Source organism: Pseudomonas piscis (assembly GCF_009380155.1).
GTDB classification, from domain to species: Bacteria; Pseudomonadota; Gammaproteobacteria; order Pseudomonadales; family Pseudomonadaceae; genus Aquipseudomonas; species Aquipseudomonas piscis.
Genome location: NZ_WHUV01000002.1, coordinates 558328 through 571525, shown reverse-complemented (window position 1 = coordinate 571525; position 13198 = coordinate 558328). Strand labels below are relative to the sequence as shown.

The following is a 13198-nucleotide window of genomic DNA, read 5'->3' as shown; positions in this document are numbered from 1 at the left end:
TGCTAAAAGTCAGAGATTGCGCGAAATGACCATGCGCTGAATGTCGCTGGTGCCTTCATAGATCTGGCAGATCCGTACGTCACGGTAGATCCGCTCCAGCGGGAAGTCGCTCAAATAGCCATAGCCGCCCAGGGTTTGCAAGGCCGCGGAACAGACCTTCTCGGCCATCTCCGAGGCGAACAGCTTGGCCATCGAGGCCTCCACCAGGGCCGGCTTGCCGCTGTCGCGCAGCGCGGCGGCGTAATGCACCATCTGCCGCGCCACGGCGATCTGGGTGGCCATGTCCGCCAGGCGGAAAGCCACGGCCTGGTGCTCGATGATCGGCTGGCCGAAGGTCTCGCGCTCGCGGGCGTAGTCGCGCGCCGCCTCGAACGCGGCGCGGGCCATGCCCACCGACTGCGAAGCGATACCGACCCGGCCGCCTTCGAGGTTGGCCAGGGCGATCTTGTAGCCCTCGCCCTCCGCCCCCAGGCGGTTGGCCACCGGTACCTTCACGTCTTCGAAGAGGATCTGGCAGGTGTCAGAAGCGTGCTGGCCGAGCTTGTCCTCGATCCGCGCGACCTTATAGCCCGGCGCGTCGGTGGGCACGATGAACGCGCTGATACCACGCTTGCCCGCCGCCGGATCGGTGACCGCGAAGACGATCACCACCCCGGCGTTCTGCCCCGAGGTGATGAACTGCTTGCAGCCGTTGAGCACATAGTGGTCGCCGTCGCGGCGGGCCCGGGTCTTCAGGCTGCTGGCATCGGAGCCGGCCTGGGGTTCGGTCAGGGCGAAGGCCCCGAGCATGCTGCCGCTGGCCAGGGGCTTGAGGAAGCGCTCCTTCTGGTCATCATTGCCAAACTTGAGGATCGGCACGCAACCCACCGAGTTGTGCACGCTCATGATGGTGGAACAGGCGCCATCGCCGGCGGCGACTTCCTCCAGGGCCATGGCATAGGCCAGGTAACCGGTGTCGCAACCGCCCCACTGCTCTGGCACCAGCATGCCGAAGAAGCCCATCTCGGCCATCTCGGCGATGGCTTCCCTGGGAAAGCGATGCTCGCGGTCCCAGTCAGCGGCAAAAGGCTTGAGACGCTCCTGGGCGAATAGCCGGGCCGCATCGCTGATCTGTTGTTGTTCGTCATTGGGCAACATGGCAGGTCCTCGTTACAGGCATTCGATGGCCATGGCCGTGGCTTCGCCACCGCCGATGCAGATCGCGGCCACGCCACGCTTGAGGCCCTTCTGGCGCAGGGCCGAGAGCAGGGTCACCAGGATCCGCGCGCCGGAGGCGCCGATCGGATGGCCCAGGGCGCAGGCACCGCCGTGCACGTTGACCTTGTCATGGGGGATCTCCAGCTTGCTCATGGTCACCAGGCTGACCACGGCGAAAGCCTCGTTGATCTCGAACAGATCCACTTGGTCCAGGGACCAGCCGGTCTTCTTCATCAGGCGCTCGATAGCACCGACCGGAGCCACCGGGAACAGGCCCGGGGTATCGGCGAAGGCCGCATGGCCATGGATCACCGCCAGTGGCTTGAGCCCACGCTTCTGCGCTTCGGAACGGCGCATCAGCAGCAGCGCCGCGGCGCCGTCGGAAATCGAGCTGGAGTTGGCGGCCGTCACGCTGCCACCTTCACGGAACGCCGGCTTGAGGCTGGCGATCTTGTCCAGCTTGGCCTTGGGCGGCTGCTCGTCATCGCTGATCAGCCGGGATTCCTTGCCGATGGTCACTTGCAGGGGAACGATCTCGTCCTTGAACAGGCCATCCTTGATCGCTTGCTGGGCACGGGTCAGCGACGCTATGGCGAACTCGTCCTGGACCTGGCGGGTAAAACCGTTGGCCTCGGCGCAGTCCTCGGCGAAGGTGCCCATCAGCCGGCCCTTGTCGTAGGCGTCTTCCAGGCCATCGAGGAACATGTGGTCCAACACCTTGCCATGGCCCATGCGGTAGCCGGCCCGAGCGCGGTCCAGCAGGTACGGGGCGTTGGACATGCTCTCCATGCCGCCGGCGATCACCACCTCGGCACTGCCGGCCAGCAGCATGTCGTGGGCCAGGATGGTGGCCTCCATGCCCGAGCCGCACATCTTGTTCAGGGTGGTGCACCGGGTGCCTTTGTCCAGGCCGGCTCCCAGGGCCGCCTGGCGCGCCGGAGCCTGGCCGAGGCCGGCGGACAGCACGCAGCCGAACAGCACTTCTTCCACGCTGTCGGCGGCGACCCCGGCCCGCTGCACGGCGGCGCGAATGGCCTCGGCACCCAGCTGTGGCGCGCTGAGGCCTTTCAATTCGCCCTGGAAGCCCCCCATGGGGGTACGTACGGCGCTGACGATGACAATCGGATCTTGGGCAATGGACATGATGAGTCCTCCTTACTTGGCGGCCATGCGCAAGGCGCCGTCGAGACGGATCACCTCGCCGTTGAGCATGCTGTTTTCAATGATATGCCGTACCAGCGCGGCGTACTCGGCAGGTTTGCCCAGGCGCGGTGGGAATGGCACGCCAGCGGCCAGGGAGGCCCGGACCTCGTCGCTCATGCCGGCCATCATCGGTGTTTCGAAAATGCCCGGGGCAATGGTCATCACCCGGATACCGAAGCGCGCCAGCTCGCGGGCCGCCGGCAGGGTCAGGCTGGCCACGGCGCCCTTGGAAGCGGCGTAGGCTGCCTGGCCGATCTGTCCGTCGAAGGCAGCGACGGAAGCGGTATTGATGATCACCCCGCGCTCGCCATCGGCATCGGCCTGGCCTTCGGCGATGGCCGCGGCCGCCAGGCGCATCAGGTTGAAACTGCCGATCAGGTTGACGTTGATCACCTGGGCGAAGCTCGCCAGGGCATGGGGACCGTTCTTGCCGAGGATCTTCTCGCCCCGCACGATGCCGGCACAGCTGACCAGGCCATGGAGCCCGCCGAAGGCCTGAACCGTCGCCTGGACCGCCGCTTCGGCTGCGGCTTCCTGACTGATGTCGGCGACCACGCTCTGGCATCCCAACTGCTGCGCCTTGGCCGCCACGGCCTCGGCATTGAGGTCCACCAGCATCACCCTGGCGCCGGCGGCCACGAGCATTTCAGCGCTGGCCGCACCGAGGCCCGAGGCACCACCACTGACGAGAAAAACCTTGTTCTGAATCTGCATCGTTCAAATCCTGTTCACGCGTTGACTGTTGCCGCCGCGGCCTCTTGAGCCTTGGCGATTTCCTGGTTGCGCAAGATAAAGCGCTGCAATTTGCCGCTGGGGGTCTTAGGCAATTCGCTGACGAACTCGATTTCCCTCGGATAGGAATGGGCGGCCAGGCGCTTGCGCACATGCTGGCGCAGCTCCTCGGCCAATTCCGGGGTGGCGCGGTAACGTTCACCCAGCACCACAAAAGCCTTGATCACCTCGGTGCGCTCAGGATCGGGCTTGCCCACCACTGCCGCCTCGACCAACGCCGGATGCTCCACCAGGGCGCTTTCCACATCGAACGGGCCGACTCGGTAACCGGAGGTGGTAATGACATCGTCGCTGCGCCCGACGAAGCTGATGCTGCCGTTCGGGTTCAGCTCGACGGTATCGCCGCTCAGGTAGTAATCGCCGACGAAGGCCTTGGTCGGTGCCCCGGAGTAGCCGGCGAACCAGCACATCGGCGACTGCCGGCGGTCAATGGCGAGGATCCCCGGCTGACCGGCCCCCAGCTCGCGGTACTCTTCGTCGAGTACCACGATGCGATGGCCCGGCGAGGCGAAACCGGCGGCGCCGACATGCACTGGATGCTCCAGGGCGTGATGGTTGCACAGCACCATGCCCAGTTCGGTCTGACCGTAGTGGTCGTGGATCACCACCTCAAGGTGCTCGGCGAACCAGCGAATCACTTCCGGGTTCAGCGGCTCGCCGGCACTGCTGACAATGCGCAAGCGGCCCTTGATCGAACGGGCGAACTGATCACCACCGGCGATCAGCAGCCGGTAAGCAGTGGGGGATCCGGTGAGGTTGGTGATGCCGTACTTGTTGATCACCCGGCAGGTACTTTCGAGGGTGAAGGGGCCGTCGTAGAAGGTGATCGGATGACCCAGGCCCAGCGGACCGGTGATGCCGAAATAGATGCCATAGGCCCAGCCCGGGTCGGCGACGTTCCAGAACGCATCTTCCGGTCGCAGGTCCACCGCATCACGGGTATAGCTCTGGAACGCGACCATGGCCTTGAGCGGCACTTGCAGCGCCTTGGACGGTCCGGTGGTGCCCGAGGTGAACATCAGCAGGAAGGGGTCTTCGCCAGTGAGCAGCACCGGTTCGCAACGGGCCGGATATCGCTCCAGCTCGGCCCAGAAACTGAAGTCGCCACGCACGATGCCCTGCCCCTTGGCGCCAGTCACGGTGACCAGGGTCGGGCAGTTGGCGATCTCGGCGAGCTTGGGACGGTTGACCGCGTCAGTCACCACCACCTTGGCTTCGGAGCTGCTGAGCCGATGCTCGATGGCCTTGGGCCCGAAGGCGGTAAACAGCGGTTGGTACACCGCGCCAATGCGCCAGGTGGCCAGGACCGTGATCAACAGCTCGACATTGCGCGGCAAAAGGCCTGCAACCTTGTCGCCCCTGCCTACGCCCTGGGCCAGGAGGAAGTTGGCCAGGCGCCCGGCCTTGTCTTGCAGATCGGTGAAGGTGTAGCTGGCGCTGCTGCCGTCCTTGCCCTCCCAGAACAACGCGATGCGACCGGGCAACGCATGCCGGTCACAACACTCGACGCAGGCATTGAGCGCCTGCAGTGACCCGGCCAGGGTGGCATCGACGGTGTGCTGGTAGTTGAAGTTTGCGGTGGCGGACAGGTAATCGCGCATTGCCAGAAGCCCTCGTTGTTCTTATAGCAGGCCGTTGAAAAACGTCGACGAGGCAGCCAGCGCCAGGCAAAGCAGGCGAAAAAGCGCAGTTTACGCGTGGTAAATGAGCATTTTGAGCCTGTTTTTAACGCAGCGATGGCAACGCAGGCAGTTTTTCAACGGCCTGATAGCGGGAACCTCATCAGAATCAACGAAATACTGGCGCCAGGGCCCTGGCCGGACAATGGTCAAAGCTGTCAAGTTGCGTGACCGGTTTGGCCAAGGGTCAGGCCGGCACGTTGAGGATCAGGCTGCGATAGTGCCCGGGATTGGAGCCGGACCACTTGCGAAACGCCTTGTAGAACGAACTGGTATCGGCAAATCCCAGGCGCTCGGCGATCTCGGCGAAGCTGATCTGCGGCTCGGCCAGCCAGACGATGGCCAGCTCCTTGCGCACCCCATCCTTGAGGGCCTGGTAGCTCTGCCCCTCCTCGGCCAGGCGCCGGCGCAGGGTCGAGGCGGAAATGCACAGGCTCTGGGCCAGGCTCTCGGCTTCCGGCCACTGCTCCCCCGGCAACTGCCGCAGCTGTTGCTTGATACGGCTGGCCAGGCTCTGCGGATCGCGGTACTTGACCAGGATATTGGCCGGGGCATGGCCGAGGAAGCGCTTGAGCTCTTCGTCGCTGCGCTTGATCGGCAGGTCCAGGCAATCGGCGGCGATGATCATCCGCGTGCGCGGCCGGTCGAAGCGCAGGTTGTCGGAGAACATCACCCGATAGTCGTCGCAAAAGTCCGGCTGTGGGCAGCGCAGCTCGATGGCCAGGATCGGGATTCGCCGTCCGGCCAGCCAGCAAGCCACCCCATGGACGATCATCCAGTAAGTGAAATAGGTGAAGGCCCGGCGCGAAGGCACCTCCTCCAGCAACACGATCTCCGCCAGGCTCTGCTGGCGCACCAATTGCGCCGGCAGGTGTTCGAGCATCAGCGACAGGAATCCCAGCACCGAATCCAGGCCCTGGGCCAGGGTCGGCTGGGCCATGGCCGAACGGCAGAGGAATGCCAGGCTGCCGGACTTGAGCTTGCGCGGGTCCATGCCGAAGAACTCATCGTCCAGCCTCCTGGCCAGCAAGCGCCAGAGCCGCGCATAGGCACTGGCCGGCACCCGACCGGTGCCCTGTTGCAAGCCGGCCGGATCGATGCCGACCTTGTGCAGTACTTCATCGGTGGCGGCGCCCGGAGCGCAGCTTTGCAACAGCGCTTCGCGCACCAGTTGCAAGGAGATGGTGTCTTTTTCCGACATCGTGAACAGAGATTTCCAACGCAAGGGACCAGGACGGCCATCTTAGGCAGTGAAGCGCAAAAAGCCAGTGGACCTTGGGCTATAAGCTCGTGCTGGCTGCCGATAGCTGATCCACAGGCAATGAAGGATCGAAAACCCCACGACGCTCGCTCTATCATGCACCACCCGGCGCCTGGCGCCCGGGCGGCCCGCCAACCGCTGCGCAAGTCCATGGACAGCAACTGGCAACCCCTTGCAGAGCGAATGACTATGTATCTGGTGTGTGGTGAAGCGCTGTTCGACTTCTTCAGCGCGGACGAGGCCGGAGCCCCGGCCAACAAGGTGGCCTTCCAGGCGATCGCCGGTGGCTCGCCATTCAACGTGGCGGTGGGCCTGCGCCGCCTGGGCCTCGATGTGGCGTTGCTGGCGGGGTTATCCCGGGACTACCTGGGTCAACGCCTGCGACAGGTGCTGGACGACGAAGGCGTGGACACTGGCTACCTGCAGGAATTCGACGCCCCCAGCACCCTGGCCATGGTGGCCGTGGGCGCCGACGGCTCTCCCCACTACAGCTTTCGCGGCGAAGGATGTGCCGATCGCCAGCTCCTGGTCGAACATCTACCAGAGCTGGACGAACAGGTGCGCGGGTTGCACATCGGCTCCTACTCCCTGGTGGTACAACCGATTGCCGACACCTTGTTGGCACTGGCAAGGCGCGAGCGGGGCCGGCGCCTGATCAGCCTCGACCCCAATGTGCGGCTTGGCCCGCAACCGGACATCCAGCTATGGCGCCAGCGCATCGATGAACTGGCCGGACAGGCCGACCTGATCAAGGTCAGCGACGAAGACCTCGAGCAGCTGTACCCCGGGCAGGCACCCGAAGTGCTGATCCGCGGTTGGCTGCAAGGCAGCGCCAAGCTGGTGTTCCTGACCCGTGGCAGCCAGGGCGCGACGGTCTTCAGCCAGCGGCATGGCCACTGGTCGGTCGCGACGCCCAAAGTGCAGGTGGCCGACACCGTGGGCGCCGGCGATACCTTCCAGGCAGCGTTGATCACCTGGCTGACCGAGCAAGGACTGGACTCGCCCCTGGGTCTTGAGCAGCTGGAGCGCGAGCAGATCGACGCCCTGCTGCGCTTCGCCGTCAACGCCGCGGCCCTGACCTGCACCCGTACCGGGCCGGACCTGCCGTACCGCCACCAGTTGACCTGAACCGCTCCCTGTAGCTGCTGCCACGGGCTGCGTGGCAGATGCTGCTCCTGCCCGCAGTAGATCGAGGCAAGACCCTGCGGGCCTTCGCGCAGCCTCGCCACGGGCTCGACAGCGGCTACAAGTCGCGGGCTCCCGGAGCCTGCGGTACAGGATCAGAAGATCGAGAAGTTGTAGCTGACGATCAGGCGGGTTTCATCCATGTCGCGGGCGATCTTCTGGTAGTTGCTGCGATAGGTGGCGTTGCGCAGGCGCAGGCTGACGTCCTTGAACGTGCCGCTTTGCACCACGTACTTGAGCTCGCTGTCGCGTTCCCATTCACGACCTTCACGCAGGCTGCCCGGGACCTTGATGTTGTCGCCGCTGACATAGCGAGTCAGGAAGCTCAGGCCATTGATGCCCACCGCCTTGAAGTCGTAGTCGTAGCGCAATTGCCAGGAGCGTTCCTGGATCGCGGCGAAGTCGTTGACCTGGACGTAGTTCACCAGGTACGGGTTGCTGCCATCCAGGTACGGCATCGAGTTATCGCCATACATGCGCTGCCAACCCGCACTGAACACATGCCCGCCCAGGCCGTAGCTGAGCATGGTGCTCAGGGCCCGGTGATCGATGCTGCCGGCACGGGCGCTGCCGCTGTCGTCACTCTTGATCAGGCGCAAGTCACCCTTGAGCACCCCGGGCCCCAGGGGCTGGTTGGCCACCAGGCCGATGAAGTGCTGGCGATAGATTTCCTCGAGTTCGGCGTAATGGTACTGGCCGCTGAGGCGGTCGCTGAACTTGTAGTCCAGGCCGTAGGTGTCGAAGTGATCCGCCGTGGTGTTGCAGGCATAGCGCTTGTTCTTGCAATGCACGCGAATGTCCTGGGAATCGGTGGAATCCCGGGCGGTGTAGCGATTCAGGCGGGCTGCGGTGAAGGTCAGGTCCTTGACCTCCTTGGAGGTCAATACCGCGCCATTGAACATGGTGGGCAGCAGGCGCCCGTCGTTGTACTTGAGCAGCGGCAGGTCCGGCAATTGCGCGCCGTATTTGAACACGGTCTGGGACATGCGCACCTTGGCGGTCAGGCCAAGCTTGGCGTACTGGTCAGCCGAGCCTCGTGGATCATGCCCACTGGAGGGCAGCAGGCCGCTATTGCTGCGATCCGGGCTGGAGTCGAGCTTGATACCCAACATGCCCAGGGCATCGAGGCCAAAGCCCACGGTGCCTTCGGTGTAACCCGATTGCAGGTTGAAAATGAAGCCCTGGGCCGACTCCTCGCGCTTGGATGCGCCCTGCGCGGTCTTGGTGTGGCCATCACGGAAGTCCCGATTGAAGTAGACCGTGCGCGATTCGAGCTTGGCGCTACTGTCCTCGAGAAAACCGGCGGCTTGCGCCTGCAGGGTAAAACCCGAGCACAGGAAGGCGGCTCCGAGGCCCAGGAGCGGGCACGGATTGAGTAGAGGGAAAGGGGGACGCATGAACAGGCTCCAGCAGAAAATCAGTGACGCGAGGTAAAGAAAGACCCAGGGGAAATCCACTCGGCGAATTAAGTAGCGCCGACTGAATTGATTGAATCAATGAAGACCGGCAATGATGGCAGATCGCCCGCCAGCCCCCTACCCGACTTTAGTCTGACTCTCCAGTCTGTCTCCGACTATTTTCCAGCCCCCGTGGCGCCGCTGCGGGACCATGCACTTTCAGCAAAACATGATCATTTTCGACATTTTCTGCCAGGCGAAAGCCGAGTCAAAAAAACTGTCCATATGCTCAAAAAACACTCCTCGACAAGCTATCGGTAGCAGCTAATGGCAAAAAAGCATCATTTTTGTTCGGTAAAAAATTACCGTTCGTCGGTTTTTTTGGCCTTTTTGTAAGAAATAACAAGTATTTGACGCTTTTCATTATGACCATAATGAATGTATTTATCTTATTGTTTTAAAAGGATTTTTCTACTATCTAAAATCTAGATAAAGCGCTGCGTCATTTATGCAACGCCAGAAAACGTCAATTAAACGTCTTGATCATATGGTAGTGTCAAAAAAAGCGCGCGATGAAGGCCATGTGCCATACGCTTTTTTTCAGAAGGTGAGGCATCCCCTCGCCACACACTCATCATGGACGAGGTCGTTCCCTTGGAAGTCAGCGTTTTTGGTACTGGCTACGTCGGTCTGGTACAAGCCGTCGCCCTGGCCGATGTCGGGCATAACGTGGTCTGTGTCGATATAGACAGCCACAAGATCGCCCAACTGCAACGTTCCATTCCTCCGATTCACGAGCCGGGTCTCGCGACCCTGATCGAAGAGAATCAGAAGGCTGGCCGACTGCATTTCACCACCCGTCCCGGCGATGCCGTGAGCCATGGGCAAGTGATCTTCATCGCGGTCGGCACCCCCTCCAACGAAGATGGCTCCGCCGACCTGGACCACGTCCTGGCGGTGGCACGGGAAATTGCCAGCCTGATGTCCAGCGACAAGACCCTGGTGGTCAAGTCCACGGTCCCGGTGGGCACCGCCGACCTGGTGGTCGAAACCGTCGCCGAGCAACTGGCGGACCTGGGCAAGTCCCACTTGCAGGTGCATGTGGTGTCCAACCCGGAGTTCCTCAAGGAAGGCTCGGCGGTAGCCGATTGCATGCGCCCGGACCGGATCATCATCGGTTGCGCCCACGAACTGCCGCGTCATCAGTTGAGCGAGCTGTACGCCCCGTTCAACCACAACCACGATCGCCTGATGTTCATGGACAACCGCAGTGCCGAGCTGGTCAAGTACGCGGCCAACGCGATGCTCGCCACCCGTATCAGCTTCATGAACGAAATGGCCAACCTGGCCGAGCGTCTCGGGGTCGACATCAACGCCGTGCGCAAGGGCATCGGCGCCGATCCGCGCATTGGCTACCACTTCATCTACCCCGGCGCCGGTTTTGGCGGCTCGTGCTTTCCCAAGGACCTGCGTGCCTTGATCCACACGGCCCAGAGCCACGGCCTGGAACCGCACATGCTCAAGACCGTGCGCGACGTCAACGAAGAGCAGCGCCATGTGCTGTTCCGCAAGCTCAAGGCGCACCTGGGGGACAACCTGCAGGGCAAGGTCATCGCCTTGTGGGGCCTGGCGTTCAAGCCCAATACCGATGACATGCGCGAAGCCACCAGCCGCTACCTGATGGAAGCGCTGTGGCAGGCCGGGGCCAAGGTCCATGCCTTCGACCCCGAGGCCATGACCGAATGCCGGCGCCTGTACGGCTATCGCGATGACCTGCAGCTGTGCGCGACCCGCGACGACACCCTGCAGGGTGCCGATGCGCTGGTGATCTGTACCGAGTGGAAAGCCTTTCGCGTGGTGGACTTCAAACTGCTGCGCGAGACCCTCAAGGACCGCCTGATCGTCGATGGGCGCAACCTCTACAACCCGCAACAGGCAGCGGATGCCGGGCTGCATTACCTGAGCATCGGCCTGCCCTATCGCGTACCGGGGGCACTTTGCGCATGAATATCCTGATCACCGGGGCCGCCGGATTCATCGGCGCCCATACCGCACTGCGTTTGCTCAAGGATGGGCACCAGGTCACCGGGCTGGATAATTTCAACGACTACTACGACCCCCAGCTCAAGCACGATCGAGTGCGCTGGGTGGAACGCCAGGTGGGGCATTTTCCCCTGCAACGCCTGGACCTGGCCGACAGCTCGGGCCTGGACCGGCTGTTCGCCGAAGTCCGCCCGCAGGTGGTGATCAACCTCGCCGCCCAGGCCGGGGTGCGTTATTCCCTGGAAAATCCCAAGGCCTACCTGGACAGCAACCTCGGCGGCTTCCTCAACCTGCTGGAAATGTGCCGGCGCTATCCGGTGCAGCACCTGATCTACGCCTCGTCCAGCTCGGTGTACGGCGCCAACCAGCAGACGCCCTACAAGGTCAGCGACAACGTCGATCATCCACTGTCGTTGTACGCGGCCAGCAAAAAAGCCAATGAGCTGATGGCCCACAGCTACGCCCACCTGTTCGGTGTACCGGCCACCGGCCTGCGCTTCTTCACCGTCTATGGCCCCTGGGGCCGGCCGGACATGTCGCCGATCCTGTTCGCCGACGCCATCAGCCAGGGTCGCCCGCTGAAGCTGTTCAACTACGGCATGCACCAGCGCGACTTCACCTATATCGACGACATCGTCGAGTCCCTGGTACGCCTGCTGGGCAAACCACCGGCACGCGACCCGCTATGGGACCGCGAGCAGCCGGACCCGTCCACCAGCATGGCGCCCTGGCGCCTGTTCAATATTGGCGGCCAGCGCCCAGTACAGCTCAAGGAATACGTGACGACCCTGGAGAAACTGCTCGGCCGCACGGCCCAGGTGGAATACCTGCCCCTGCAACCGGGCGACGTGCTCAACACCTACGCGGACGTCAGCGCCCTGGAGAACCTCACCGGCTTCGGCCCCCAGGTTCCCCTGGAGGATGGCCTGCGAAGCTTCGTCCAGTGGTACCTGGGCTACTACCGCAGCAGCAACTGAACAGCGATTCCCACGCTTTTTCCGAACCTTTGCAATGGAAGTATTCCCGGTGGATATGGAAAGACCTGTCTCGTCGCCCGCCAGCGCCGCCCCCTCGCCCATAGACCGGCGCAACGACCCGTTCCGGCGCAAGGTCCAGGCCGCCATCGACCTGCAACACCATGGCTGGCTCAGCGGCCGCCAAGGTGGACGCCCCTGGACCCTGTCGCGCACCAAACGCCTGACCTCGGCATCGCTGGCCGCGCTGTTGCTGCTGCTGTTGTCGCCGCTGCTGCTGGTAGTGGCCTTGCTGATCAAGTTCACCAGCCCCGGCCCGGTGTTCTTCGTGCAGTTGCGCACCGGCTTTCGCGGCCGGCGGTTCGGCATGTACAAGTTCCGCACCATGGTGGTCAACGCCGAGGCTCTCAAGGACTCGGTGCGCCACTTGAACAAGCACGGCCCGGACTCGGTGGACTTCAAGATCGACCGCGATCCACGGATCACCGGGATCGGCGGTTTCCTGCGTCGTACCAGCCTCGACGAACTGCCGAACCTGATCAACGTGGTGCTCGGCCAGATGCGCATCGTCGGCCCGCGCCCCACCTCGTTCCACGCCCAGACCTACAAGGAGCACCACCTGGGACGCTTGAGCATCTACCCGGGGATCACCGGCCTGTGGCAGGTATCCGGGCGCAGCGACGTGGACTTCGACGGTCGGGTAACCCTCGACATGACCTACATCTTCCAGCAGAGCCCCTGGCTCGACCTGAAGATCCTGATGAAAACCCCTTTCAAGGTCCTCAATGGCCACGGAGCAAGTTGAAATGGCGGCAGCAACCCTTGCCAGTCTGAAGATCCAGCGTCCCAGTGAAAGCAACCTGGCAGTGACCGTGCTCGACCAGGAGCTGCAGGTGATCCTGCTCACCGCGGCCAACCGCAACAGCGGCGTGACCAGCAGTTGCCTGAGCATGGCCAGCGAACTGGCGCGTACCAGCCGCGGCCGGGTACTGCTGGTCGATACCAGCCTTTCGGATGACAGCCTGACCCGGCGCCTGGGCCTGGAACAGTGTCCGGGCTTTCTCGACCTGGCCCTGGCCGAAACCCCGCCCGCGCTGGGCGAATGCATCCAGTCCAGCGCGGAACTGGACTTCGACCTGCTGCCCCTGGGCCGGCGCCAGCAATACAGCGAGCGGCTGACCGCCGAGCAGTTGCGCGAGCTCCTGCACACCCTGGTCGGCCAGTACCGCTTCGTGATCGTCGATGGCGACCCGGTGTACAGCAGCGGCGACATCCTCACCTTGAGCACCCAGGTCGATGGCGTGGTGCTGGTGGTGCGCAGCGAGGAAACCCGCTGGGAAGTGGCCCAGGCCGCCGCGCAACGCTTGATCCAGGCCGAGGCAAAGCTGATCGGCAGCGTGTTCAACGCCCGCAAGTACTACATGCCCAAGTGGGTTTACGACCGCCTCTGACCGGCACAAGGACCGT

Annotated in this window: 11 protein-coding genes; 5 read left to right on the top strand and 6 right to left on the bottom strand. The window is 63.3% G+C overall.

What is annotated here, in order from left to right; all coding sequences use genetic code 11:
- Positions 1 to 9: 9 nt before the first annotated feature.
- From GDH07_RS12680 to GDH07_RS12660, 5 genes are all read right to left on the bottom strand, one after another.
- Positions 10 to 1137 (bottom strand): acyl-CoA dehydrogenase, encoded by a 1128-nt coding sequence (locus GDH07_RS12680; RefSeq protein WP_085597605.1) that lies wholly within the window; start codon positions 1135 to 1137, stop codon positions 10 to 12.
- A 12-nt stretch (positions 1138 to 1149) separates the two neighbouring features.
- Positions 1150 to 2340, bottom strand: coding sequence for an acetyl-CoA C-acyltransferase (locus GDH07_RS12675; protein WP_022644529.1), 1191 nt, complete (start codon positions 2338 to 2340; stop codon positions 1150 to 1152).
- A 12-nt stretch (positions 2341 to 2352) separates the two neighbouring features.
- Complete coding sequence (locus tag GDH07_RS12670) at positions 2353 to 3114, bottom strand: SDR family NAD(P)-dependent oxidoreductase (RefSeq protein WP_152897739.1); 762 nt, start codon at positions 3112 to 3114, stop codon at positions 2353 to 2355.
- A 14-nt stretch (positions 3115 to 3128) separates the two neighbouring features.
- Entirely contained in the window at positions 3129 to 4793 is a 1665-nt protein-coding gene (locus GDH07_RS12665) for an AMP-binding protein (RefSeq protein WP_152897738.1), read from the bottom strand.
- A 265-nt stretch (positions 4794 to 5058) separates the two neighbouring features.
- Positions 5059 to 6072, bottom strand: coding sequence for an AraC family transcriptional regulator (locus GDH07_RS12660; RefSeq protein WP_053130170.1), 1014 nt, complete (start codon positions 6070 to 6072; stop codon positions 5059 to 5061).
- A gap of 249 nt (positions 6073 to 6321) precedes the next feature.
- Here GDH07_RS12660 and GDH07_RS12655 point away from each other — a divergent pair, with 249 nt between their 5' ends.
- Positions 6322 to 7260 carry a carbohydrate kinase family protein gene (locus GDH07_RS12655; RefSeq protein ID WP_152898281.1) on the top strand — a complete coding sequence of 313 codons (939 nt, stop codon included), beginning with the start codon at positions 6322 to 6324 and terminating at the stop codon, positions 7258 to 7260.
- 152 nt (positions 7261 to 7412) lie between these two features.
- Here the strand turns inward: GDH07_RS12655 and GDH07_RS12650 are convergent, their stop codons facing one another.
- Positions 7413 to 8714: an OprD family porin gene (locus GDH07_RS12650; protein ID WP_152897737.1), complete on the bottom strand. Its 1302-nt coding sequence runs from the start codon at positions 8712 to 8714 to the stop codon at positions 7413 to 7415.
- A 654-nt stretch (positions 8715 to 9368) separates the two neighbouring features.
- On the opposite strand from GDH07_RS12650, the gene GDH07_RS12645 reads away from it, so the two are divergent.
- The 4 genes from GDH07_RS12645 to GDH07_RS12630 are packed head-to-tail and all read left to right on the top strand — an operon-like array spanning position 9369 to position 13182.
- Complete coding sequence (locus GDH07_RS12645; protein ID WP_031321722.1) at positions 9369 to 10721, top strand: UDP-glucose dehydrogenase family protein; 1353 nt, start codon at positions 9369 to 9371, stop codon at positions 10719 to 10721.
- Positions 10718 to 11734, top strand: coding sequence for an NAD-dependent epimerase (locus GDH07_RS12640; RefSeq protein ID WP_022644535.1), 1017 nt, complete (start codon positions 10718 to 10720; stop codon positions 11732 to 11734). Before GDH07_RS12645 ends, GDH07_RS12640 begins: the two co-directional genes overlap by 4 nt.
- Before the next feature lie 55 nt (positions 11735 to 11789).
- Positions 11790 to 12536: a sugar transferase gene (locus GDH07_RS12635; RefSeq protein WP_152898280.1), complete on the top strand. Its 747-nt coding sequence runs from the start codon at positions 11790 to 11792 to the stop codon at positions 12534 to 12536.
- A gap of 1 nt (position 12537) precedes the next feature.
- A complete protein-coding gene (locus tag GDH07_RS12630) occupies positions 12538 to 13182 on the top strand; it encodes a CpsD/CapB family tyrosine-protein kinase (RefSeq protein ID WP_152897736.1) in 645 nt (214 codons plus the stop codon).
- The last annotated feature ends 16 nt before the right edge of the window (positions 13183 to 13198 follow it).